Annotated in this window: 19 protein-coding genes and 1 pseudogene; 1 reads left to right on the forward strand and 19 read right to left on the reverse strand. The window is 33.1% G+C overall.

The window, feature by feature from the left end; all coding sequences use genetic code 11:
• Positions 1–51 precede the first annotated feature (51 nt).
• The 7 genes and pseudogenes from M1D64_RS07600 to rbfA form a co-directional block, all read right to left on the reverse strand.
• Positions 52–937 (reverse strand): annotated as a pseudogene (locus M1D64_RS07600) (cell division protein FtsK); the annotation flags it as partial.
• Between the two features lie 301 nt (positions 938–1,238).
• Positions 1,239–2,912: a ribonuclease J2 gene (gene rnjB / locus M1D64_RS07605; RefSeq protein ID WP_041080459.1), complete on the reverse strand. Its 1,674-nt coding sequence runs from the start codon at positions 2,910–2,912 to the stop codon at positions 1,239–1,241.
• 380 nt (positions 2,913–3,292) lie between these two features.
• The gene (pnp, locus tag M1D64_RS07610; RefSeq protein WP_041080458.1) at positions 3,293–5,386 is read right to left on the reverse strand and encodes a polyribonucleotide nucleotidyltransferase; all 2,094 of its coding nucleotides are present in this window, start codon (positions 5,384–5,386) and stop codon (positions 3,293–3,295) included.
• 154 nt (positions 5,387–5,540) lie between these two features.
• Positions 5,541–5,810, reverse strand: coding sequence for a 30S ribosomal protein S15 (gene rpsO, locus M1D64_RS07615; protein ID WP_002483448.1), 270 nt, complete (start codon positions 5,808–5,810; stop codon positions 5,541–5,543).
• Positions 5,811–5,914: 104 nt separating this feature from the next.
• Positions 5,915–6,886 carry a bifunctional riboflavin kinase/FAD synthetase gene (locus tag M1D64_RS07620; RefSeq protein WP_129303519.1) on the reverse strand — a complete coding sequence of 324 codons (972 nt, stop codon included), beginning with the start codon at positions 6,884–6,886 and terminating at the stop codon, positions 5,915–5,917.
• Positions 6,887–6,899: 13 nt separating this feature from the next.
• Positions 6,900–7,817, reverse strand: a complete 918-nt coding sequence (gene truB / locus M1D64_RS07625) for a tRNA pseudouridine(55) synthase TruB (protein ID WP_129303518.1) — start codon at positions 7,815–7,817, stop codon at positions 6,900–6,902.
• 238 nt (positions 7,818–8,055) lie between these two features.
• Positions 8,056–8,400 (reverse strand): 30S ribosome-binding factor RbfA, encoded by a 345-nt coding sequence (gene rbfA, locus M1D64_RS07630; RefSeq protein WP_002483451.1) that lies wholly within the window; start codon positions 8,398–8,400, stop codon positions 8,056–8,058.
• A gap of 442 nt (positions 8,401–8,842) precedes the next feature.
• Here rbfA and M1D64_RS07635 point away from each other — a divergent pair, with 442 nt between their 5' ends.
• Positions 8,843–9,715, forward strand: a complete 873-nt coding sequence (locus tag M1D64_RS07635) for an HTH domain-containing protein (RefSeq protein ID WP_041080456.1) — start codon at positions 8,843–8,845, stop codon at positions 9,713–9,715.
• A 49-nt stretch (positions 9,716–9,764) separates the two neighbouring features.
• Here M1D64_RS07635 and M1D64_RS07640 read toward each other — a convergent pair whose 3' ends face one another.
• The 12 genes from M1D64_RS07640 to frr all read right to left on the reverse strand — a co-directional run bounded on the left by M1D64_RS07640 (position 9,765) and on the right by frr (position 26,501).
• Positions 9,765–10,763, reverse strand: a complete 999-nt coding sequence (locus M1D64_RS07640) for a hypothetical protein (RefSeq protein ID WP_002483453.1) — start codon at positions 10,761–10,763, stop codon at positions 9,765–9,767.
• Positions 10,764–11,398: 635 nt separating this feature from the next.
• Positions 11,399–13,504 carry a translation initiation factor IF-2 gene (gene infB, locus M1D64_RS07645; RefSeq protein WP_069825856.1) on the reverse strand — a complete coding sequence of 702 codons (2,106 nt, stop codon included), beginning with the start codon at positions 13,502–13,504 and terminating at the stop codon, positions 11,399–11,401.
• 4 nt (positions 13,505–13,508) lie between these two features.
• On the reverse strand, positions 13,509–13,826 hold the full coding sequence (locus M1D64_RS07650; RefSeq protein WP_002483455.1) for a L7Ae/L30e/S12e/Gadd45 family ribosomal protein: 318 nt from the start codon (positions 13,824–13,826) through the stop codon (positions 13,509–13,511).
• A complete protein-coding gene (gene rnpM, locus M1D64_RS07655) occupies positions 13,823–14,107 on the reverse strand; it encodes an RNase P modulator RnpM (protein WP_002483456.1) in 285 nt (94 codons plus the stop codon). Before rnpM ends, M1D64_RS07650 begins: the two co-directional genes overlap by 4 nt.
• A gap of 17 nt (positions 14,108–14,124) precedes the next feature.
• Positions 14,125–15,318 (reverse strand): transcription termination factor NusA, encoded by a 1,194-nt coding sequence (gene nusA, locus M1D64_RS07660; RefSeq protein WP_002483457.1) that lies wholly within the window; start codon positions 15,316–15,318, stop codon positions 14,125–14,127.
• Positions 15,319–15,341: 23 nt separating this feature from the next.
• On the reverse strand, positions 15,342–15,809 hold the full coding sequence (gene rimP / locus M1D64_RS07665) for a ribosome maturation factor RimP (RefSeq protein ID WP_002483458.1): 468 nt from the start codon (positions 15,807–15,809) through the stop codon (positions 15,342–15,344).
• Positions 15,810–16,099: 290 nt separating this feature from the next.
• Positions 16,100–20,416, reverse strand: a complete 4,317-nt coding sequence (locus M1D64_RS07670; protein WP_069838010.1) for a PolC-type DNA polymerase III — start codon at positions 20,414–20,416, stop codon at positions 16,100–16,102.
• A 406-nt stretch (positions 20,417–20,822) separates the two neighbouring features.
• Positions 20,823–22,523, reverse strand: coding sequence for a proline--tRNA ligase (locus tag M1D64_RS07675; RefSeq protein ID WP_002483460.1), 1,701 nt, complete (start codon positions 22,521–22,523; stop codon positions 20,823–20,825).
• 19 nt (positions 22,524–22,542) lie between these two features.
• Complete coding sequence (gene rseP / locus M1D64_RS07680; protein ID WP_037538541.1) at positions 22,543–23,829, reverse strand: RIP metalloprotease RseP; 1,287 nt, start codon at positions 23,827–23,829, stop codon at positions 22,543–22,545.
• Between the two features lie 323 nt (positions 23,830–24,152).
• Positions 24,153–24,935, reverse strand: a complete 783-nt coding sequence (locus M1D64_RS07685) for a phosphatidate cytidylyltransferase (protein ID WP_002483462.1) — start codon at positions 24,933–24,935, stop codon at positions 24,153–24,155.
• 17 nt (positions 24,936–24,952) lie between these two features.
• Complete coding sequence (locus tag M1D64_RS07690) at positions 24,953–25,717, reverse strand: isoprenyl transferase (RefSeq protein WP_011303261.1); 765 nt, start codon at positions 25,715–25,717, stop codon at positions 24,953–24,955.
• Between the two features lie 229 nt (positions 25,718–25,946).
• Entirely contained in the window at positions 25,947–26,501 is a 555-nt protein-coding gene (gene frr, locus M1D64_RS07695; protein WP_002483464.1) for a ribosome recycling factor, read from the reverse strand.
• Positions 26,502–26,509: the final 8 nt, after the last annotated feature.

Here is a 26,509-nt window from a genome sequence, read left to right on the forward strand (position 1 = left end):
AATCCGCATCATTTGTATCATGCTCTGTATGTTGAACATTATCCGCTTCATGATCGTACATGCGTTTAGTACGTTGTTTTTTAGTATTTGGACTTTGATTTGTAGATTCTTCATCATTTTCACTATGTCCGTATATAGGGATAGATAATTGTTGGTTACTTGTTTCGTTTGGTACTTCTTCTAGCTCGCTAACATCTTTAATGTCTTGTTGCTCAGTCGCTTCTAGTTGTTGTTTCTCACGCTCAGCTTTCTTCTCAGCTTTTACGCGTGCATTCGCTTCTTTTTTGATTTTATTTTGTTTGCGCTTTTCTTTATAATTTTCTGAAGCATCCTGACTTTTAACTTTTAACTTTTCAAATAATATTTTAGATACATCTCGGTGCTTTTGTTTTAAAAGTAAAATAATACTTGAAGCTATAAGTAAAATTGTGACAATAATAATACCTACAATTGAAATAAGCGGTATAGATATCGATAATAAATAATGACCTAAGAGTCCTCCGCCAAAATTCGGAAAATTCGTATGTTTATATGAACTATATACAAATGACAATACTGGTTCACGTTGCGCTTGTACCTTGTTTGTAAAATAAAAAACAATATGTGTAACTAGCAATAAAGCTAATTGTAATACGAAGGCACCCACTGTACGTCTCGTTTTAGGTAATGCTTTATAATATGTAATGAATATAGTTCCAATCAAAATAAGTATATAAGTTAAAAATCTACTGTTACCAAATAAATAATTAAAGAAACTATCAATCATTGTTCCCACTATACCAAGTTGAAAAGCACCTAAGACGATGATGACAAAAATTGCAATTGCCAATATATATCTTAAGGGATGATCACCTTGTTGTTTCTTCTTATTGGATGTCTTTCTTCTTGTATTTGCAGGTTTTCGCTTAGCTGTTGATCTTTTTTTCGTTTGTGCCAAATTTAACACCTTCTTTTCGACTCAGTTTTCAAATATGCGTCATCATATGTTCAATTCCTACATATGTGATATAACATTTTCGTTTAAAATATATGCATGTTTCTCATAGTTATTAATATTTATGTATAAATAAAGTTTCGCATTCTTACATAATAACATAAAAGAGGTAAGACATTTTTTCGCTCTTAGTGCATTTAAAGGTTGGATTTATGGCAAAATTGCTTAACATGTCACCTTAATCTACTTTTAAATATATTTACCTAAGCGTATGTCTTAACCTCTTTGTTTAGTATTAAAATTATTAAATTTCAGAAATAACTGGAATAATCATCGGACGACGTTTCGTATTTTCAAATAATAATTTACTAATTTGATCACGCATACTCTGTTTAATTTCAGACCATTCAATGCGTTTCTCTTGTAAACCTAATTCGACAATTTCACGGACTTTTTCTTCAGCTTCATTTAAAAGTGCTTCACTTTCTCTTACATAAACGAAACCTCTTGATTGAATTTCTGGACCTGCCGCTATTCTTCTATTTTTTGGATCAAGCGTAACCACAGCAATAAATATACCGTCTTCCGCTAATAAATGACGATCCCTTAATACGATATTACCGACATCTCCTACACCGATACCATCAATAAGTACATTTCCAGAATTTACTTTTTCATTTAAAATCATTTCTTCACCATCGTAGTTAACAACATCGCCTTTTTCTACAAGGAAGATTTTTTCAGGTTGTACACCTGCTTCATTAGCTAATTTAGCATGAGAAATTTGCATTTTAAATTCTCCATTTACTGGTATAAAGTATTCTGGTTTCATTATGTTAATCATCATCTTCAACTCTTCCATGCAACCATGACTAGAAGCATGAATCTTTTTACTATCTGGTATAATTTCAGCACCTGCACGTACTAATTCATTTAAAGTATTACCTACTATCACTTCCATATTGGCAGAAGCTGTAATAGCTAGAAAGACAGAGTCCCCTGGTTCGATATTCATTATCTTATGCTTTTTCTGAGCCATTTGACTAAGCGCTTCAACAGGTTCACCTTGCATACCAGTGGCTATGATAATCACTTCATTCTTAGGATAATTTTCAACATCATTGATTGGAATTAATAAATCTTTTGAAATATCAAAATATCCCATTTTTCTAGCAATGTTAAATGAGCTTTCAAGTGAACGTCCTAAGAATGACACTTTTCTATTTAATCTTTGCGCAAGATTTAATACTTGTTGAATTCTTATAAAATTAGAAGCATAACAAGATACAATTAATCTGCCCTTCACTTTTGTAAATGCATCGTACATATGTGATTCAATCACATTTTCTGGTGTATTATAACCTGGCTTTTCAGCTTCAGTCGAATCACTAATTAAAGCAAACACACCCGCTTCGCCTATCTCAGTCATTTTCTTCAAATCTGGTGCATAATGTCCATGTAAACTTTGGTCGAATTTAAATTCACCCGTATAAACAATTGCGCCATAAGAAGTATGGATACAAATACCTAAACTATCTGGAATACTATGCGTCGTATTAAAGAAAGTGACATTTACCCCTTTAAAACGCATCACTGATTCATTATTCACTGTGTAGTATCTAACTTTTTTATTTACATTGCGTGCTTTCATATTCTCTTTAATTAAAGCAATCGTCAATTTCGAACCGTATACCGGAGCATCAACTTGTTCTAACACATACGTTACAGCACCAATAGCATGTTCGTGTCCATGCGTTAGAAAGATCCCTTTTAATTTTTCTTTATTTTCTATTACGTATTGAATATCTGGAATAACAATATCTACGCCCAGCATTTCGTCTTCTGGGAACATTAAACCAGCATCAAGCATAAACATTTCATCGTCCACTTCGACGATATACATATTTTTCGCAATTTCTCCAACTCCGCCGAGTGGAATGATACGAATGTTTTTATTTTTTTTCTTTATTAAACTCAAAATGTTACCTCCTATTTAATTTCCCCGTCCATATATAAACTCATAATTTATTATAAGTTAAAATGCGCTTTATGTACACTATTAAAGTAATTACAACAAATAGTTTATATCTATTTTAATTCTATAATCACTCAATTTATATTGACTTAATATACAATGCGACTTGAAAATTTTCCACAAACTGAAATTCCGTTTATATACTATTTATAATTACAAACTTCCTTATTAGCATTTTTATATGTATAAAAAAAGAAACTAGCAAATACTGCAATGTGATACTTCCAACAATAGAATCGATGACATGCTATTGTAGGAAGTTACATTCAGTTAACTAGTCTCTCGTTATAGTTACAATACCAATTTTATGATAAAACTCTAATTTATAGTAATGCTTTATGTGATGCATTGACACGACCTTGTTTGTCAATTTCAGTTACTTTGATTTTGAAAATATCGCCGACTTTTAAAACATCTTCGACTTTATCAATACGTTCATTCGCAATTTGCGAAATGTGAACAAGTGCATCTTTACCTGGGAATAATTCAACAAACGCACCATATTTCTCAATACGTTTGACTTTACCTTCATAAACTTGTCCAACTTCTGCTTCACGTGTAATATCTTCAATGATTGAACGTGCACGTGCTATGGCATCTTTATCAACTGCACCAATAAAGATCGTACCATCTTGTTCGATATCAAGTTTCACGCCAGTTTCATCAATGATTTCATTAATTTTTTTACCACCAGGTCCAATGACATCTCTAATTTTCTCTGGTTTAATTGTCATCGTAACTACTTTAGGTGCAAAAGCACTTAATTCGCTACGAGACGTATCGATAGTTTGTAGCATGTGATCTAATATAGCTAGACGACCTTCACGTGCTTGATCTAACGCTTCTTTAATAATTTCTTTTGTTAAACCATCAATTTTAATATCCATTTGAATTGCAGTGATACCTTCAGCTGTACCTGCAACTTTAAAGTCCATATCGCCAAGTGCATCTTCCATACCTTGAATGTCTGTTAAGATTGTATAACTATCATCACGTGTCACTAAGCCCATAGCAATACCTGCAACAGGTGCTTTAATCGGCACACCAGCATCCATTAATGCTAATGTAGACCCACAAATTGATGCCTGTGAAGACGAACCATTGGATTCTAATACTTCACTTACAATTCTTACAGTATATGGGAAGTCTTTCAAATCCGGTATAATATGGCTCAATGCACGTTCACCTAATGCACCATGACCAATTTCACGACGACCTGGAGAACGAACAGGACCCGTTTCACCTACTGAGTAGTTTGGGAAGTTATAATGATGCATGAAACGTTTCTGTTCTTCTTCCCCTAAACCGTCTAGGATTTGATATTCACTCATTGAACCTAAAGTTAGGACAGATAGTGCTTGTGTTTGACCACGTGTAAACAAACCAGAACCATGCGCTCTAGGTAAGACACCTACTTCTGATTCTAATGGACGAATTTCATCTGTTTTACGGCCATCAGGTCTGATTTTTTCTTCAGCAATTAAACGTCTAACTTCCTCTTTCACTAAGTCATTTAATATACTATTCACTTCTTTAATTAACGCTTCGTTATCTGCGTCTTCTTCATCAATAAATTCAGCTGCTACTTTTTCTTTGAGCGCATCTAAATTGATATCACGTTGTTGTTTATCAAATGTTAAAACAGCATCTTTTAAACCGTTCTCTTGTGTTAGTTGTTTAACTTTTTCAACTAATGCTTCATCTTTTTCTACAGGAACGAATGCTTTTTTCTCTGGTTGGATATGATCAACAATTTCTTGTTGGAAATTAACCAATCGTTGAATTTCGCTATGTCCAAAGAAAATAGCTTCTAGCATTTCACTCTCAGTAATTTCACTAGCGCCCGCTTCAACCATGTTCACTGCATCTTTATGACCAGCAACTTCTAGGTCTAAACGCGACACTTCTTTTTGTGCTACCGTTGGATTGATTACGTATTCACCATCAATATATCCCACATTCACACCGGCAATAGGCCCTTGGAATGGAATGTCAGAAACACTCAATGCCATAGATGAACCTATCATAGCTGCCATTTCTGGTGAACAATCTGGATCAGCACTAAGTACAGTATTCATTATTTGAACATCATACTTATAACCTTTAGGGAACAATGGGCGGATTGGTCTATCAATTAATCGTGCAGTTAACGTTGCTTCATCGCTTGGACGACCTTCACGTTTCTTAAATCCACCTGGAATTTTACCAGCTGCATACATTTTTTCTTCATAGTTAACCATTAATGGGAAAAAGTCACCATCACGTGGTTCTTTTGAAGCTACTGCAGTAGATAAAACTACTGTATCACCATAACGAACGAGTACGGCACCATTAGCTTGTTTAGCAAGTTGACCTGTTTCAATCGTTAATGATCTGTTTGCCCATTCGGTTTTAAAAACTTTTTTCTCTTGAGACATTACGAATCTCCTCTCATATATCTATTAGTTCTATCATATCATTTCTTAGAATAATTTTATATTAGTATATTCCTTTTTAAAAAATAGCTGTTCTAAATTATAAAAAAGGGAAAGGACCCTAAAGGTTCTTTCCCTATCAATAAACGTCTTAAAATTAACGACGGATACCTAATGATTTAATTAATTCACGGTAACGTTGAACATCTTTGTCACGTAAATAGTTAAGTAAGTGTCTACGACGACCTACCATTTTTAATAATCCGCGACGTGAATGATGATCTTTTTTGTGTTCACGTAAATGTTCGTTTAATGCAGTGATTTCTGCAGTTAATACAGCGATTTGGACTTCTGGAGAACCAGTGTCTGCTTCGTGTGTACGATATTCTTTAATTAGTTCATTTTTGCGTTCTTGTGAAATTGCCATTGTCAATTTCCTCCTTTTAATTTTTATTCGCCTTTATCCGAGCAAAACGTCGGAGTCTCGAGCTGCCAAGGTAAAGGTGCATAAATGTGGATTACACATTCGACTTAAATATTATATGATAATTCATCACCAAAATCAACCGATAATAGATATTTTGCTTTTTCTTTATCTTTGTTCATCTGTTCAACTAAAGGATCTATTCCATCAAATTTAATTTCTGGTCTTAAATAGTGATGCCAATATACGGTTACACGTTCACCATAAATATTTTCACTAAAGTCGAATAAATTCACTTCAATAACTACTTGTGCTTTGGAAGGATCATGAAACGTCGGTTTAACCCCAACATTGGCTACGCCTCGATATGTTTCTTTGTTTACACCAATTTCCATGCTGACAGCATAAACGCCATTTTTCGGCAATACATAATCACCACTCGGTTGCACATTAGCCGTAGGGAAACCAATTGTTCTCCCTCGTTTTTCACCCTGAACAACTGTACCTTTAATACGATATCGGTAACCTAATTCTTCATTGGCCTTCTGCAAATCGCCTGTTTTAAGCGATTTTCTAATATCTGTTGTAGATATTTTTTCTGACTCAATCTCTTGTTTACTCACAACTGTTGTATTAAACTCAGACATTTCGTCAAGAATCATCATGTTCCCTTTACCGAATTTACCAAATGTAAAGTCAAAGCCAGCAATCACTTCTTTTACATTATTTTTGATAATATAATCCTGAATAAATTCTTCAGCTGTAACTTCAGCAAACTTAGATGAAAAATTAATAACGATACAATAATCTATACCATATGACTCTAAAATTTCCACCTTATCCTGAATTGGTGTTAAATAATCTGTTCTCTTTAATTTAGGATTTAATACAACTGAAGGGTGCGGATCAAATGTCATGACTGCTTTTTTTAAATTTTGGGATTTTGCTTTGGCATCTAATGTTTCAAATACTTTTGCATGACCTTTATGCATACCGTCAAAAAATCCAAAAGCCATCGCAACCACTTCTGTTATATATTGATTATCTTGAATTGGATGAGCTACTTCTATCACTTTCATGTGTATGACTCCTTTAGTTAAACACTTTTTTAGGTTTAATTTCATCAAGTTTTTCTGGGTGTGGTTCATAAATTGCTAACACTTTATGTGTTTCATTATCTACCATTATAACGATGTCGTCTATATTTTGCTTGAACTCAGCTTTGTAAAACTTTTGTCCATTTAATATTTTTCCTTTAATGGCGTTATCAGTAATTAAAATTTGTTCAATACCTTTCAAACCATATTCTATAGGAAATAATTTCTCAAGTAACGTGTCATGCTCATGCAGTGACTTTATATCTTCAAGTGTTAGACTATCATTGATATCAAACCCACCACTTTGCGTACGTGTTAATTTTGACATATGTGCAGGTAGCCCAAGTGCTTTACCAATATCTGTGGCAAGTGTTCTAATATATGTACCTTTACCACATTCAACTATCATATCAAATTGACAAGTATCGTCTACAAAACGCAAATCTGAAATTCGATTAATTTGATAAATGTTGACCTTTCGCTCTGGTCTTTCAACTACTTGATTGTTTCTTGCATATTCATATAGTTTCTTACCATTTACTTTTACGGAAGAATACATTGGTGGAATTTGTATCAGCTCACCTTTAAATTGTTGTAAAACATCATCTATCGACTTAGCAGAAACATCTTGCTCATTAACAGCTATTTGTTCTAATATTTCTCCAGTCTGATCTTCAGTCGTCGTTGTTATGCCCAAACTAACTGTAGCTTTATAAGTTTTACCCATTTCCATAATGTAGTCACTCACTTTCGTAGCACTGCCAATACAAATTGGTAGAACACCTGAAACTTCTGGGTCTAGCGTACCCGTGTGACCAACCTTTTTCGTTTTTAAAATTTTCCTCAACTTGAATACAACATCATGACTTGTTAATCCACGATTTTTAAACACCGGTAAAATCCCATTATACATTTTCAATTCACCTTCAGAGTCTCATTTTTATTATATATACTATACTAACATGTATTGATTTACGCGTTTATGTAAAAAAGAGCGAGACTGAAATCTATTCGATTTCAAGTTCTCGCTCCTACACTAAGAATCTACAATCTAAATTCAAATATTGAGCTAAATAGAATGTAATCATCCTGTGAAAATATATTAATCAATTGTCCACTTCATATTGAATCAAAGACATGCTAATTAATATTTAGTCTTTTTTATGCAAATCCTGAATCATTCTTTCGATTTTATTACCATAATCAATCGATTCATCATATTCAAAATTCAATTCTGGAATGATACGGAGTCTCATTCTAGAGCCTAATTCAGATTTTATAAAGCCTTTAGCTTTTTCTAAGCCTTTGAAGGTATCTGCTTTTTGTTTTTCATTACCTAAAACAGTTAAATAAACCGTTGCAATAGATAAATCATTGGTTAATTGTACGTCAGTAATTGTTAAAAAACCAATTCTTGGATCCTTAACTTTATTATTAGCGATATCCATGATTTCTTGTTTCATTTGTTCGCCTACACGTTCTGCTCTCATATTCATATTTTTCACCTCACATATATCTTACTTCGTCAATTGTTTCCTTACTAACAAATTATATGACAGTTTATTTCATGACGTCAAACAAATATTATTACTTTGTATTCCCTTTTATCGAATCAGTAGAGTTATGTTTGTCATTACAATATATTGCATGTCATATATAAATACAACATATTATATGACAGTTGAGCATAATTTTAATTCCTAACTGTTAATTTTTGAAACATTATTTCATAAGAACGCTATAATTTTATATTTAAATTGCCTAAGCGATGAATTTTTATGCTTAAGTGTAAATGGCATGTGTTTTTCATCAAAGCCATCAACTTTAGTACGTCAATTCATAATGATTTTACACATTTATAAAAATATAGTGCTATACTATAAAACTAATCGATATTATAATTGATTTGATTTTAAAACTTTAGGAGTTGCATCTTTTTTGGAAAAACCAGAACGTCTGCTCTATATTTACACCCGATTACTAAATGGTAAAACGATAAGCAAAGAAGCCTTGTCACAAAAACTACAAGTTAATATACGTACGATTCAAAGAGACATTAGTGATATAAATAATTTTATTTATGAAGATCATGAATGGCATGGTCTTGAAGGCAAAGTAATATACGATACTACAATTGAAAAACATCGCTTAAAGATTGATAGATATAAATTTAAAAATAATAGATTGCTAAATCTTATTTTTCGAATGAAAGATTTCACCCCGGTTATTCATGAAGATACATATAATCTCATTCGTGGTTTGAATGCTAATTCAAATCTAGCAGAAAAATTATTATCTAATAAATTATTAAGCCAATTCAAAATACATCGTGAACTCAATGAGTCTACTTTAATCTATAAAATTCAACTTGCAATCGAGAATAATCATAAACTCACTATACAACTTGATAATGTCGAGCTCCCTAACATCATTCCAATTTATACGCGCTATTTTGATAACGTGTATTGGATTACGTACTTATATGAGGGAGAAATATATACGCGTGATTTAACAACAATTACAGATATTAAACTAACAAATCAAGTATTTGAACGCGATATCTTTAATCATATTAAACAAGTGAAACTGCTAGTGAAAGATGATATTTGGCCAGAAATAAAGAGACAATTCATTATCTTAGATACTACTCCTTCAACAGATGGGACTATCGTTAACCTAATTATTTCAAAAGAAGAAAGTATGCATTTAGCGTATCTATATCCTCAGGCTATCATACTTCTACAACCACAATCCTATGTCGATGAATTTAAAAGAAAAATACAAGTTTTATTCAATAATTACGACATTTAAAAAAAGCTTACAGTTAGTGATACACACATACTATAAGCTTTTTTATTTATTAGTTAGAATTAGAAAATTCATATCTCATAGAATCCATTTTCTTGTGAAAATCAGAATCACCATTTTCGCGTGCAGCCTTTTGTTCTTGATTCCATTTGTAATACTCAATTTTTGATAACGCTTGTTTTTTTCTCAGACGTTCCCTATGCTCTTTATAACTCAATACGTTACATAACGTAAGATGTCTATTTTGTTTAGAAGATAATACAAATAGGTTTTCAATTAAATATTCACAAATATCACTATCCGCAAAATTTTTGAAAATGGATATATATAATTCTTCCTCACTTACGATATAAATTCGTTTTTTATCATCTTTTAGCATTTTAATTAACAAGTTAAAATTTTGCCTCTGGGAAGGAAGTATATATTTAAATGATAAGAAATCTTTCGGTATACCTGCTGCATGACCTGTTTGATAAGGGAAAAATTTAATAACCATTAAACGATTAGGGTCAATATTAAAGTATTTTAAAGTTGACGCATTACTATATAAATATTTTACAAACCATCTATGGCGATCAATATAAGGTAAAAATAATTTTTGACCCTCAAATGTTAATTTACCTTGAATATCTAACAAGATCCTCTTTCTATACTCTATTGCTTCAGCTTCAGGCAAACTGAGTTCGTATGTTTTAAAATCATTTTCGGGTTGTTTTTTTAATATAACGATATCTGCAATTTCAGGATTTCCAAAATAAGGTCGCGCAGTCGCAGGATTAAGTTCAGCATTTTCGAATGTCACTTTTTGTCTATTTTTATTAACTGTCACTTTACCATTAGCGAAATCAATCATTTTCTTAAATCTTGGAATTTCCATAAAATTTTCACCGAAATGTTTTTTTATATATTCTAAATCTCTAGGATGTAAAAATGCTGTAGTATCATTATTTTTAATGATTGCTTTTAATGTCGATTCATCATAAATAGAGTTATATTGATCTAAATATTGTTGCCAGAATTCATTTATTTCTTTTAAATATTCACTCATCATTTATAACCTCCTATTTATTCTAAGTTTAATCATGCACATAGACAGCCAGTGTCAGCCAATATAGATAAAGGTAATTTTACAATATTTTTTATATCTAATTTACAACTATAAAAACATCTATTAATTATATAAAATAGTGCGATAAAATTTGTATGTTTCAATTATTTAATTTTAATATCTTTTGATATTAATTGTTTAATAAACTATAAAAGACGTATACTTAAAATTCGAATCACTGATAAGCCATCGAATTTTGGAATATATATTATATAACAACATAATACGTAAAATCAACATCTCTGATATTTTTCACATCTACTATCAACACTCTCTTTTATACGATGCTTCAGAGTACGAAAGCTTTACATCATTATCAAATATAATCTATTTAGTTGTTAACAGATATACTCTCATCGATTCATAAACATATCTTAATTAAATCTAAAAGTCCCTAATGATGACTGATGGTGACTCAATTTACGCCCTTATACAGAAACTTCATTGATAATAAAAAAGCACGCCAAAAATGAGATTTTAATCTCACTTTTGGCGTGCTTATGATGATTTCAATAAAGAAAATGATTATCGTTAGTCTGAGGTGATTATATGCCTGAATCTTTATTTTAATTTAAATTTTATCTTTTAATTTCTACCATTTCGAACGCTTCAATGATGTCACCTTCTTTAAGGTCATTATACTTTTCAATTGTGATACCACATTCGTAACCTTGAGCTACTTCTTTTGCGTCATCTTTAAAACGCTTCAATGTGTCTAGTTCACCTTCGAATTGTACAATGCCGTCTCTAATGACACGTACACCTGCATTACGAGTGATTTTACCATCAATAACATAACTACCTGCAATTGTACCGACTTTAGAAACTTTGAAAGTTTGACGAACTTCTGCTTGCCCAATAACTTGTTCTTCAAATTCTGGATCTAGCATACCTTTCATTGCTGATTCTATTTCTTCTATAACGTTGTAAATGACACGGTGTAAACGCATATCTACGCCTTCATTATCTGCCGCACGTTTTGCACCAGTATCTGGTCGAACATTGAAACCGATAATAATACCGTTAGAGGCATTAGCTAAAGTAACGTCTGATTCATTTATAGCACCTACAGCTGTGTGTATAATACGCACATTAACGCCTTCAACATCTATTTTCATCAATGACGCAGCAAGTGCTTCAACTGAACCTTGAACGTCACCTTTGATGATGACATTAAGATCTTTCATTTCACCTTGTTTCATTTGTTCAAATAAATTATCTAATGAAACACTCTTACTTTCTTGACGTTGTTGCATCACATTAGCTTCATGGCGTGCTTCACCAATACGTCTTGCTTGTTTTTCATCTTTAAATACAACAAATCTGTCACCAGCTTGTGGCACATCATTAATACCAGTAATTTCAACTGGTGTAGAAGGACCAGCCGTTTTAATACGTTGGCCTAAATCATTAACCATTGCACGAATTCTACCATACGTGTTACCAACTACGAGTGAATCACCCACATTGAGTGTACCATTTTGAACTAATAATGAAGCAGACGGACCGCGTGACTTATCTAATTCAGCTTCAATCACTGTACCTACAGCATTTTTTTCTGGATTAGCTTTTAATTCTTGTACTTCTGAAGTCAATACAATCATTTCTAATAAATCTTCAATACCGTCGCCACTTAATGCTGAAAGTGGAACGAAGATTGTATCGCCACCCCAGTCTTCTGGAATTAAACCGTATTCAGTTAATTCTTGCATCACACGGTCTGGATTTGAAGTAGGTTTATCAATTTTGTTTACAGCTACAATTGTTGGCACTTCAGCCTCTTTGGCATGATTTATTGCTTCAATTGTTTGAGGCATTACCCCATCATCAGCTGCCACTACTAAAATAGTAATATCGGTAACTTGAGCACCACGTGCACGCATTGTTGTAAAAGCAGCGTGACCAGGTGTATCAAGGAAAGTGATTTTTTTGCCATCATTTTCAATTTGGTAAGCACCGATATGTTGTGTAATACCACCAGCTTCTCCAGCTGTCACTTTCGTATGACGAATAGAATCTAATAACGTCGTTTTACCATGGTCAACATGCCCCATGATTGTAACTACTGCTGGACGTTCTATTGCATTTTCATCTTCTGTTTCATCATCAAAATAAATCGCCAAGTCTTCTTCATCAACTACGATTTCTTTTTCAATTTCAACACCATAATCGTCTACAATAAGTTCTAATGTTTCGTCATCTAGTGATTGATTGATATTAGCCATGATACCTAATAAGAATAATTTTTTGATAATACCTGAAGAATCAACATTTAATTTTTCAGCAAGTTCACCAACTGTTATGCCATCTTGGTAGGTAATTTTTGATGGCATTTCTTTTGGTTCTTCTTGTTTAGGTTGTTTGTTATTTTTATTATTTTTGTTGTTCTTGTTATTTTTATTATTTTTCTTATTATTCGGCTTATTATTTTGGTTACCTTTATTCGATTGGTTACCTTTATTGTGAGTTGTTTGTTGTTTATTTTGAGTATTCTTTTGTTGTGATTTCTCACTTTGTTCTGCTTTTTCTGGTTTGTAAATTTTATCTAAAGCTTTAATTTGGTCGTCTTCTAACGTTTGCATATGACTCGTTACCTCAACGTCCATTTTTTTCAATTCATCAATAATTTCTTTACTTTTAATTTTTAAATCTTTTGCGTATTCGTAAATTCTTTTTTTACTCATATAGTCACTCCTTACGATATTCATCAATCATTGACAATAACTTTTTAGCAAAGCCTTGATCAGTGATTCCAATGTTTACACGTTCTGCTTTACCCAAAGCTTGTCCTAATTCAGCTCTCGTTCCAAATATACGTAATGATATATGGTAACTTTCACATTTGTTCTGTATCACTTTAATTGTGTTATCAGAAGCATCCGTTGCAATGATTACGAGCTTTAGTTTGTTCTTTTTCAAATCATTTAAAATAACTGATTCACCTGTTTTTACTTTTCCAGCACGCATTGCTAAACCTAAAAAATTTACGATTTGTTCTTTGGTCATTTAGGTATCTCTTCACGGTATATAAGACGTATAATTTCTTTATACACAGGCTCTAATGTATCAGCATCAGCTTTAAAATACTTTTCTAAAACACCTTTTTGTTGAGCTTCTTCTACTAGCTTAACATCCTTTGATACGTAGGCACCACGACCTTGTTGTTTACCTGTCGCATCAGCAAAAATTTGCTCATCTTTATTGATTACAACTCGAATCATGTCATTTTTAGGATGCATTTCATTTGATAGTATACATTTACGCATTGGAATTTTTTTCTTTTTCATAAAGTATCCACTCCAATTTATTTTTCTGCGTCTTCGTCTTCTATTTCAACTGTCTCTGTTGGTTGCGATTCAGTAGTATCTTCTTCTACTTCAATATTTTCAGACGACACAACATCATCTAATTGCATTTCATCTTCTTCATTTAATGCTTCTTCTGCAGGATAAACGCCTGCTGCTCTCGCATCAGTTTCTGATTTAATATCGATCTTCCAACCAGTTAATTTTGCTGCTAATCTCGCGTTTTGACCGCGTTTACCAATTGCTAGTGATAATTGATAGTCAGGGACAACAACGACTGTTGATTGATTTGGCTCATCCACGATAACCTGTAGCACTTGTGAAGGGCTTAATGCATTCTTAACAAATACCTTAGGATCTTCATTCCATTGAACAATATCAATTTTTTCGCCACCAAGTTCTTCTACAACCGCTTCTACACGTGCACCTTTAGCACCAACACATGCGCCAACTGCATCAATATCAGGGTTATCAGAATGCACACTGATTTTAGAGCGATCTCCTGCTTCACGTGCAACAGATTTAACAATAACTGTACCATCAAATATTTCAGGCACTTCTTGTTCAAATAAACGTTTTAATAAGCCTGGATGACTTCTAGAAACATAAATTTGTGGACCTTTTGTAGTTTGTTCAACCTTATTTACGTACACTCTAATTCTTTCATTCGGAATATAGCTTTCATTTGGGCTTCTTTCAGCTTCAGATAGTACAGCTTCAGTACGCCCTAAATTCACATATACATAACGGTGGTCTACTCTATCAATTAAACCTGTTACAATATCATCTTCTTTATCGATGAATTCATCGTAAAGGATTTCGCGTTCTGCATCACGTAAACGTTGCATAACAGCTTGTTTCGCTGCTTGCGCACCTACACGACCAAAGTCACTTGGCGTTACATCTTCTTCGTAAATATCACCAATTTCATAGGCTGGATTTTTTACTAATGCAGTATCTAAACTAATTTCTTCTCTATCATCCATTGATTCTTCAACCACTTCTTTACGAGCGATTACTTTGAAACTACCTTGATCCATATTTAATTCTACGCGTACAGTTCTCGCGCTATCGTAGTTCTTTTTATAAGCAGTGATTAAAGCTGCTTCAATGGCATCGATCAATACTTCTCTAGGAATCTTTTTTTCTTTTTCTAAGTACTCAGTAGCTAATAATAATTCATTACTTGACACGACTTATCATCCTCCTCATCACGTTATATCATTACAGCATGGCGTGCTTTTGCGATTTTATTTCTTGGAATTTCAATTTGCTTTGTTTTAGCCTTTTCTTTAACTTCCATAACAATGTTTGTTTCATCAACAGATTGTAAAATACCTAACCATTCTTTAGAACCTTCAATTGGTGCATATAAAGAAACAAATACTGGTTTTGTTATTGCGTTTTGGAAATCTTTTTCTTTTTTAATTGGTCTTTCAGCACCAGGTGACGCGACATCTAAATAATACATTTCTTGTATAGGATCTTCCGCGTCCATGACTTCGCTGATTTTTTCAGAAGCTAGCGCACAATCGTTTAAATCAACGCCGCCTTCTTTATCTATAGATACTCTTAAAAAATGGTCTTTTCCTTCTTTGGTAAACTCAACTTCTACTAATTCAAAATTTAAGTCGTTAAGGACAGGTTGAATGATAGTCTCAACTTGCTCAGTTATTTTACTCATGCTGACCTCCTTTTTTGGCAAATAGAAAAGAGCGGGTATTATGCCCACTCTTTCTGCCTGAGTCTAATTTTTTAAGCACTATTATTATACCATATGTTCATTTTCTATACAAATAACTATATTTGTTAAACGGCACAATGACAACTTACTTAAGTTATTCTCAAATTTACTTATATTTAATTAATGTCAAATTCAAGTAAAATATATCAACCTCTTATACTTTTACTAAATCTATAAAATAATACACTTAATTGAAATTTAAATAGTCTCTAGTAAATCATATTTAAGGATTACATATCAAAAATGGAAAGCTGTGCTTTATCTGGCAAATTAGGTAATGAACCTAATTCATCTAGATACTCAATAACTTTTTGAGATAAACCAGCTTTTTTATTTAAATCTTCTTTAGATAAGAAAGGCCCTTCATCGCGCGCTTCTACAATTCTTTGTGCAACATTTTCACCTAAACCTGGTACAGCAATAAATGGAGGAATTAAAGTATCCCCTTCGATTATGAATTCAAATGCTTTGCTCTTCTCTAAACTGATTGGTTGCATTCGGTAGCCACGTTGCGCCATCTCGTTCATAATCTCAAGCACCGTTAACGTATCTTTTTCTTTTTTTGCTAAATCCATATAACGTGAATACATATCATTTACCGTGTTACGTATACTTTCTTTATCTTTAATCATTGAGATTAAATCAAAGTCTGAAGCACGTACAGTAAAGTAACTAGCATAGTAATATAATGGATAGTGCACTTTGAAATAAGCAATACGTACAGCCATTAGTACATAAGCTGCTGCGTGGGCTTTAGGGAACATGTATTTAATCTTTCTACATGAGTCTAAGTACCAATCTGGCACTTCATTATCAACCATCGCTTCTACCATATCATCAGTTAAACCTTTACCCTTACGAACAAATTCCATTGTTTTAAAGGCTAATGAAGGTTCCAAACCGTTATACATCAAGTAGACCATGATATCATCACGACAACAAATTACACTTGCTAAATCGCATTTACCAGAGCGTATTAAATCCTGTGCATTACCTAACCATACATCCGTACCATGAGATAGCCCTGAAATTCTAACTAATTCAGAAAATGTTGTTGGTTTCGTATCTTCTAACATTTGTCTAACAAATCCAGTTCCGAATTCTGGTACACCAAATGTACCTGTTTTACATAAAATTTCATCGGAAGTGACACCTAAAGGCTCTGGTGAACTAAAAATGCCCATGGTCGCCTTATCATCTACTGGAATCGTTTTTGGATCAATACCTGACAAATCTTGCAACATACGTATCATAGTAGGATCATCGTGACCCAGTATATCCAATTTCAACACATTATCATGAATGGAATGGAAATCAAAGTGCGTTGTCATCCAAGAAGAACCTTGATCATCTGCTGGGAATTGAACAGGTGTAAAATCGTAAATATCCATATAATCGGGAACAACAATAATACCACCTGGATGTTGTCCAGTCGTACGTTTAACACCAGTACAACCTTTTACAAGTCTGTCTATTTCTGCTCCTCGTTTATGAATACCTTGATCGTTTAAATATCCCTTCACAAAACCAAAAGCAGTTTTTTCTGCAACCGTACCGATCGTTCCCGCACGAAATACTTTATCTTCACCAAATAGCTCTTTAGTATAGTTATGCGCTTCAGGTTGATATTCACCACTAAAGTTCAAGTCAATATCAGGTACTTTATCTCCTTTAAATCCTAAGAAAGTTTCGAATGGAATATCCTGGCCTTCTTTAATCAAATCACAACCGCACGATTCACATTTCTTGTCTGGTAAATCGAATCCAGAACCAACAGAACCATCATCAAAGAACTCACTTTGCTTACACTCTGGACAAATATAATGTGGTGGTAGGGGATTCACTTCTGTAATTTCAGTCATTGTTGCCACAAAGCTCGAACCAACAGAACCACGTGAACCTACTAAGTAACCATCATTCAGTGATTTTTTAACTAATCTTTGAGAAATTAAATATATTACTGAGAAACCATTACCTATAATACTTTCCAATTCTTTCTCTAAACGATTAATGACAATCTGTGGTAAATCATCGCCGTAAAGTGCTTTTGCATTATCGTAACTCATTTCACGTATTTCTTCATTCGCACCTTCCATTCTCGGTGTGAATAGTTCATCTTTAATTGGTACGACACGTTCTATTTTATCTGCTAAATCATTCGTATTCTGAACTACAAGTTCATATGCTTTTTCCTCACCTAAAAAGTGTAATTCATCTAACATTTCATCCGTTGTTCTAAAATGCGCTTTTGGTAAAGTAGAGCGATTTAATGGATTACCCGGTTGAGCGGCAATTAATATTTTACGAGCAATCGCATCATGTTCATTTAAATAATGTGCATTACCTGTTGCAATCACTGGAATATTATTTACATCCCCCGCTCGAATTAAACGATTATAAATTTCATGTAAAGTTTCATTATCTCTTACTAGCTCTCTATCAATTAGATCTTGATAAAGTGCTGGCGGTTGAACCTCAATAAAATCGTAATATTTGGCAATTCGCTCTACTTGAGACTGGTCTTTTTGCATAACTGCTGTAAATACTTCGCCCTCATCACACGCAGAGCCTACAAGTATTCCTTCTCTATACTCATCCAACAAAGAACGTGGAATTCTTGGTGTACGGTAATAATATTGAACAAGAGAAGCACTCACAATTTTAAATAGATTTTTCAAACCATCTTGGTTCTGCACAATGAGTGTTACATGATTTGGTCGTGCACGCTTATACGCATCTTCATTTGACAATGACGTATTGATATCTTGATGGTTGTGAACACCAAGCGCTTCTAGTTGCTTAAGCATTTTTATGAACATATAGGCCGTTGCTTCTGTATCATATATCGCTCTATGGTGTTGCGTTAATTCAACTCCGTATTTTTTAGCTAAGAAATTTAAGCCATGCTTACCATATTCTGTATTAATTGTTCTAGATAATTCTAATGTATCAATGACACCGTTCGTGGAAGCACCAATGCCAACGTGTTCATAGCCTGTATCGATGAAACCCATATCAAATGATGCATTATGCGCTACAAAAATGGCGTCGCCTACCCATGATTTAAACTCAGTGAGCACTTCTTCTATTTCAGGGGCATCTACTAACATGTCATCTGAAATATGCGTTAAGTTTTTAATTGTTTCTGACAATCGTTCATGAGGATTACTGAATCGTTCAAATTTATCAATAATTTCGCCATCTTTTACTTTAACAGCTGCAAGTTCAATAATTTTATCGTATTGATTTGAAAGTCCCGTTGTCTCAACGTCAAATACTACATAAGTAGCTGTTTTCAGGTCACAATCTTTTGGTTTATATGCGATTGGTACACCATCATCTACCAGCATACCTTCCATGCCATAAATCATTTTAATTCCTTTTTTTTCGGCAGCACTATGTGCATCTGGGAATGCTTGCACAACATTATGGTCTGTTACCGCAATGGCTTTATGTCCCCACTTCGCAGCTTGATCTACATAATCTGATATGTTTGGAATACCATCCATTTGACTCATTGACGTATGTAAATGGAATTCAACACGTTTGTCTTCAGCTTTATCTTGTTTTGTAGCTTTTTTTATTTCTTCGATATCTGACATCATCATAACTAGGTCACGTACAAATGTATCTTCCTCAATACGCCCTTGTGCACGAACCCATTTACCTACACTTAAAGCTTTAAAATGCGCTAAATCATCTTTATTTTTACGTGTGAACATTTTCAAGACAAGAGAATCTGTATAATCTGTTACTTTTAATTCTACAATATGACGCCCACTCTTCAATTCTTTTAAATTGATATCGAAAATAACACCTTCTACAGCAGCTTTAAATTCTTCTTCGATAATTGAGTCAATTTGACGTACATTTTCAACTTGGATTGGTTTACCAATTTGACATTTTGAAACATCACTTTCGTTATTGTCCTGTTGTTTTGCTTTTTCAGCCTTCATTTTCTCTAATTTTTCTGTTGCTTCACGCGCACTTTTCTCATCTTCTTCTTGAATATGTGCTTCTAATGACGCTAAATCCCCATGGTTAACTGCACTATCTGTTTCGAAAACGACTTTACTTATATTAAACCCACACTGTTGGTATGCTGCAATCAAACTACCATTACACGCTTTATCAAAGTGATCTCGTTCAACATCGTTTTGGCACATGACTTTTAATACATCACCTGACATAATTAAGCGTTTTTGTTTTAATTGTCCTTTTACTTTGGGTGATAATTTTGTTTGATCAATACAGTGGCTAAAATATTTTATTGCAAATTCATCTTGATTTGTTTTATCTTTTACCGTGAAATTACATTTTACATCTGCAATCGTTTTAAATTCTTCAATGATTGCACCTGTAAAAAGCAAATAATTTTCAATTGTTAAAAAATGTGGGAATGTAATTTGAAATACCCAAGTTCGATTTGATGTTTTGACATCAACACGTGTTAATTCACTATTTTCCAATATTTCTGAATCTAAATGCTCAGCAATTTTGATTTGGTCAGCTAGTATTTTAAATTTTTCCTCATTTGTCATTGCCATGACGATAACCACCTTACTATTAATTACACTACTTTTCTTATATATAGATACTTATATTTTATGACGGTGTATGTATGAATTTACATGTTCTATACTATAACGGAATATCTAAAAATTTCTATTAGTTCAACTTGTCGCACTATGATATTACTTTACATGAATAACAAAAGAGTCTGAGACACAAATAGATGTCTCAGACTTTTTTGTCAATTGGCAGTAGATGTAAAGTCTCACTCTTATACATGAGCTTCAATTCAAGTAATCATCTACCCTAGTCATAATTGTCAAGCTGGGACAATGAAACCTTTTGAAAAATTCGGTTTCTACCTATCTCCCATATTTATACTTTTTAACGCACAGTTTACTTTGTATATTATAACAAATTATCCTAGTTCCTGCTCTAAAATTAGATATTAGAATACAATGTGTTTACATAATTAATTAAATTATCCACATAGACCTCTTCACTTTCACCTGTATCACGACGTTTCACTTCTACTATACCCTCTGCTGCATTTTTACCAACAACCACACGCACTGGCAATCCAATTAAATCAGCATCATTAAATTTAACACCTGCACGTTCTTTACGATCGTCATATAAAACATCGTAGTTTTCTTTTAACTGGGTATATAATTGATCTGCTAATTCACGTTGATCATCTTTTTTAGGATTAATCGTAATTAAGTGTAAATCAAATGGTGTTACAGATTTTGGCCAAATGATGCCATTTTCATCATTGTTTTGTTCAACAATCGCACTTAATGTTCTTGATACGCCAATTCCATAACAACCCATTAATAGTGGCTGTGCTTTACCTTGATTATCTAAAAATGTTGCATTCATTGATTCAGAGTATTTCGTTCCTAATTTAAATACCTGTCCAACTTCAATGCCCTCTGCAAAGCGAGCTGGTCCGGAGCCATCTGATAATGGTTCACCTTCTAATATAAATCTAAAGTCTCCGAAAGCATCAACTTCGAAATCACGACCAATATTAGCATTTAATAAATGATAGCCATCTTCGTTTGCACCAACGACAATATTATTTAAATCTTGAATGAAATTATCGGCATAGACTTTAATCTCTTTATCAAAAACTGGACCTAGCGAGCCAGGTTTCGCACCTAAAAGATTAACAATTTCGTCTTCAGAAGCTAATTCAATATTATCCGTACCAAAGTATGCTTTTAACTTAATATCATTCAATTCATGGTGACCACGAACTAAGACCATAATAAATTCTCCATCTATTTTAAATACCATAGATTTAGTAATTTCGTCTAAGGGTTTGTCTAAGAATGTAGCCAGTTCTTGCGCAGTATGAATATTTGGTGTTTCTATTTTTGTTAATGGTTGTAAATCTTCATGTTTTTCATTGGCTTGATAGACTACTTCCGCTTTTTCAATATTTGCAGCATAGTCACTCTGTTCACTATACACAATCGTATCTTCGCCGATTTCACTTAGTGCCATAAATTCATGTGTGTGACTGCCACCAATTGCTCCTGAATCTGCAACAACTGGTCGCGCATTAATACCAACACGTTTAAATATGCGACCGTATGCGTTATACATGTCTTGATAAGATGCATCTAGAGAGTCCTCATCCGCATGGAACGAATAAGCATCTTTCATGATAAATTCTCTACCACGTAACAAACCGAAGCGTGGACGCTTTTCATCTCTGTATTTAGATTGTATTTGGAATAACGTAAGTGGTAATTGTTTGTATGACTTCAATTCATCTCTAACGATGGACGTTACAACTTCCTCATGTGTTGGTCCTAATGCAAATTCACGTCCGTTACGATCTTGTAAACGCATCAGTTCTGGACCGTAAGCACTCCAGCGACCTGACTCTTCCCATAATTCTGCTTGTTGTAATGCAGGCATTAAGATTTCAACCGCATCTATGCGTTCCATTTCTTCACGCACAATTGCTTCAATATTATTCAGTACGCGTGCAGCTAAAGGTAAATAACTATAGATCCCACTTGTACTTTGTTTAATTAAACCAGCTTTCAGTAATAAACGATGGCTCAGTGCTTCTGCTCCTGCTGGTACTTCTTTCATTGTTGGAATAAATACCTTTGATTGTTTCATTTAACTACCTCTCTCCCTTTTATAAGAAATAACGTTGAATATCGTTCCATGTCACTAAGACCATTATAATAAGTACAAAAACAGCACCAATCGCAATAATTGTTGTTTCGGCTTTCTTATTAACCGGTTTTCTAAATATCGCTTCATATATGACGAATAAAATACGGCCACCGTCTAGTGCAGGTATTGGTAACAAGTTCATTAAGCCTAGATTAACACTTAATAGTGCCGTCCAAGAAATTAAATTAATGATACCTGTTTTAACTACTGAATCCACAGTGTGATATATACCAACTGGTCCGTTTAGCATATCGAAAGAAAAATGACCAGTAAATATGCTGGCAATCATACTTACAATAGCTGTAAATATTAATTTACCCGCCTCTAGTGATCGTTCAACACCAGCTGCAATTGGTTTAAATATTGTATGTTCGGTACTTGCACTATAGCCTAATAAATATCTAGTTTGTGTATTAGTTTTCGTTACTTTTTGTTCTACTTTTTTAGGCTTGATATCCATCGTATGTGTTTTTCCATCACGTTCAACCGTAACTTCTGTCTTATTATCTTTAATATTTTTTACAACACTATCTATATCACCTTTATTTTCAATTTTTTTATCATCTAATTTAACAATTTTATCACCAGATTTAAGACCAGCTTGTTGTGCCGGTGAATCTTTCATGACTTCATCAATGCCATTTGTCGGTGTCCCTTGATAATACGCAAGACCGATAAATAATACCAATGTAAGTAAGAAGTTAAATAGTGGTCCAGCAAATAATGTTAAAAACTTTTGATAAGGCTTTTTATACGTGAATTGTCTATCTTTTGGTGCAATTTGAATTAAGCTACCATTTTCAACAAAATATGATTTTTTAGCAATATTATACCTATGACGTTCTTGATCATAAGGCGTTACACCTTCGATATACAAGCCATCTTTAAAATCACATTGTTTCACTTCTATCGCTTCAATTTGTTGGAATTTATGTTGGTCATCCAAAATGATATGTGTAATTTCATCTTTATCATTCAATTTTATTTTAACATGCATACCTGGTTGTACCGGCGGTTCTTCCAAACCATCACCAGCCATACGCACATAACCACCAACTGGTAATAGTCGTATCGTATATAATGTTTCATTTTTTCTAAAACTAAATATTTTAGGTCCCATACCAATAGCAAATTCTGGACACATAATTCCTGCGCGTTTAGCAAAAAACATATGCCCATATTCATGTACGGTTACGAGGACACCAAAAACAATGATAAAAGAAATAATTGTTACTAGAAAACTCAATTTGATACACCTCATATTTTCTTAATAAATTAACTGCATGTTGGATAACATGCAATGTGTCAGTAATGTATACTACCAACTTTAAGTTATAAAAGTATACCACAACTATACTTTGTCATACACGTAACTCTAATCATTTTTATTCAACAGTTATCAACATGCTAACTTATAAATATTGAAAATTTAATTTAGCATTGTGAAATCTTTCGACCTTGTCAAAAGGAGTTAAGAATATCATTAACTGTTATTAAATAACCAGTTATTTCAATCCATTAACTCCTTTCGCATTTTTATAAAATTATAAAAGTCATATCGTAAATGTATTATATTTGAATTAATAAAATATTTAATAATGGTAAGACAAACATAAAACTATCAAAACGATCTAAAATGCCACCGTGACCTGGTAAAATTCTTCCAGAATCTTTTACGCCAAAGTGACGCTTGAACCCTGACTCTACTAAGTCACCCAATTGACCAAACATGCTTAAAATAATCGTAATGATTAGCAATAACCATAGTGCGATATTGAAATCTACAAAGATCATCATTACTAGCGGTACGATTAAACTACAAATCAAACCACCTACAAAGCCTTCAACAGTTTTGTTAGGGCTAATGACTGGCCATAATTTGTGTTTACCCATCAATCTACCAAAAATATACGCACCTGTATCAGTTAACCAAACCACTAAAAACGCAAATAATATGTAATGTAAACCCTCTGAGCGTGTTTCATATAAATACATAAATCCGATACCTACATATGCGATGGACATTAGACAAAATGCCGCATCCATAAAGCTGAATCTATTTTTAGAAAGTACTGTATAACTTAATAAAATAAAACTCATTGCTATTAACGATTTTAATTGAAGGTCGTTAACCCAGCTCCCCGCGTCTTGAGGTAACATAATGATTAAAATACCTAATGCACTAATTATCCCTGGTATTGATAAGAACTTAATCATATTCATATTAAGCAATTCTTTTAAAGCGATGAATGCCAATAAATATGAAAATAGCATTAGAATAAGGCCACCCTTAAGTAAAACTGGGAGGAAAACGATAAGTGCTATAATTGCCGTTAAAGTTCTAACTTTCATACTATTCTCCTAACTATTTATAATCCACCAAATCGGCGCTGCCTTGATTGATAAATTTTAATACAATTTATTAATTCTTCTTTATCGAAATCTGGCCATAGCTTTTCATTGAAAATAAATTCACTGTAAGATACTTGCCAAATAAGGAAATTGCTTATTCTTTGTTCACCTGATGTTCTTATCAAAAGATCTGGGTCAGGATAGGCATGTGTCATCAAATGATCATCAATCATCTGTTCTGTAATGTCATCACTAGTTAATCCTTTAGCAGTTAGTTCATCATAGATTGTTTTCACACTGTTTAATATTTCAGCACGACCACCATAATTAATCGCGAAGATTAATTTTAAACCTGTATTATCTTTAGTATCTTCTTTGGCTTTAGCGATTGCTTTGAGTGTAGATGATGGCAAATATTCCATAAAACCAATTGTCTCGACTTTTACATTATTTTCTATCAACTCTGGTAGAAATGTTTTTAAAAAGTTAACTGGCAAGTTCATGATATAATTGACTTCATTTTCAGGTCTAGTCCAATTTTCTGTAGAAAATGCATACAATGTTAAATATTTAATTCCAATATCACTAGCAACTTTTGTGATTTTTTTAACTGTTTGCATACCTTGATAGTGACCTTTAATTCTAGGCAATTTTCTTTGTTTTGCCCAGCGACCATTACCGTCCATGATTATAGCAACATGTTCAGGTATGTTATGTAAGTCCAAGCCAAACTCTGATTGGATTGGCTGATTTTTATTTTTTTTAATTAACTTTTTAAACATGGTATTTCCTCCGAGCGTGATCATCTATGTTTATTATAATAGGTTCTAGATGCAATTATCTACCATTTTATCATACTAGATTGTTGCATTGAATAAACAAATAAAAAAACTGTACCAAAGTCTGATTTGATACAGTTCAGATAAGAATATGATTAGCCTCTTAATCAGCAACAATATAAGTTCAATTATATCGCCTTAATGATTGAAGCCATTATCATCATTACCATGTTTATACTGACATAATATCTTGTTCTTTTTCTTCTAACAATTTTTCAACTTCTTTAATTGAATCGTCAGTTAATTTTTGTACATCATCTGTTTGTGTTCTTAAATCATCTTCAGTGATGTCAGAATTTTTTTGTTGTTTTTTAAGCTCATCGTTTGAGTCACGACGCACATTTCTTACTGCAACTTTAGCGTCTTCGCCAATTTTTTTAACATCTTTAACAAGCTCTTTACGACGTTCTTCAGTTAATGCTGGTACACTGATACGGATAACTTCTCCATCACTTGAAGGATTAACACCTAAGTTAGCTGCATTGATTGCTTTTTCAATATTGCCAACTGATGATTTATCATATGGAGAAATGACTAATAAACGTGCTTCTGGCACACTAATACTAGCAAGTTGTTGAACTGGTGTTGGCGCACCGTAATAATCAACATTTACACCATTTAATAAGTTTGAATTCGCTCTACCAGCACTGATATTAGCTAATTCTCTTGAAAGATTGTCTATTGATTTTTGCATTTTTGATTTCGTTTCATTAATAATGTCACTCATAGTCATAC

It is taken from the genome of Staphylococcus sp. Z5-21 (genome assembly GCF_056529615.1).

Excerpts from the sequence above, each read along its gene's own strand:
- rpsO (WP_002483448.1), bottom strand. The coding sequence starts at position 5,810 with ATGGCAATTTCACAAGAACGCAAAAATGAACTAATTAAAGAATATCGT.
- frr (WP_002483464.1), bottom strand. The coding sequence starts at position 26,501 with ATGAGTGACATTATTAATGAAACGAAATCAAAAATGCAAAAATCAATA.
- pnp (WP_041080458.1), bottom strand. The coding sequence starts at position 5,386 with ATGTCTCAAGAGAAAAAAGTTTTTAAAACCGAATGGGCAAACAGATCA.
- rbfA (WP_002483451.1), bottom strand. The coding sequence starts at position 8,400 with ATGAATATGAGAGCAGAACGTGTAGGCGAACAAATGAAACAAGAAATC.
- truB (WP_129303518.1), bottom strand. The coding sequence starts at position 7,817 with ATGTATAATGGGATTTTACCGGTGTTTAAAAATCGTGGATTAACAAGT.
- M1D64_RS07675 (WP_002483460.1), bottom strand. The coding sequence starts at position 22,523 with ATGAAACAATCAAAGGTATTTATTCCAACAATGAAAGAAGTACCAGCA.
- M1D64_RS07690 (WP_011303261.1), bottom strand. The coding sequence starts at position 25,717 with ATGTTTAAAAAGTTAATTAAAAAAAATAAAAATCAGCCAATCCAATCA.
- infB (WP_069825856.1), bottom strand. The coding sequence starts at position 13,504 with ATGAGTAAAAAAAGAATTTACGAATACGCAAAAGATTTAAAAATTAAA.
- rimP (WP_002483458.1), bottom strand. The coding sequence starts at position 15,809 with ATGAGTAAAATAACTGAGCAAGTTGAGACTATCATTCAACCTGTCCTT.
- rnpM (WP_002483456.1), bottom strand. The coding sequence starts at position 14,107 with ATGAAAAAGAAAAAAATTCCAATGCGTAAATGTATACTATCAAATGAA.
- M1D64_RS07620 (WP_129303519.1), bottom strand. The coding sequence starts at position 6,886 with ATGAAAGTGATAGAAGTAGCTCATCCAATTCAAGATAATCAATATATA.
- M1D64_RS07670 (WP_069838010.1), bottom strand. The coding sequence starts at position 20,416 with ATGGCAATGACAAATGAGGAAAAATTTAAAATACTAGCTGACCAAATC.
- M1D64_RS07640 (WP_002483453.1), bottom strand. The coding sequence starts at position 10,763 with ATGATGAGTGAATATTTAAAAGAAATAAATGAATTCTGGCAACAATAT.
- M1D64_RS07650 (WP_002483455.1), bottom strand. The coding sequence starts at position 13,826 with ATGACCAAAGAACAAATCGTAAATTTTTTAGGTTTAGCAATGCGTGCT.
- M1D64_RS07685 (WP_002483462.1), bottom strand. The coding sequence starts at position 24,935 with ATGAAAGTTAGAACTTTAACGGCAATTATAGCACTTATCGTTTTCCTC.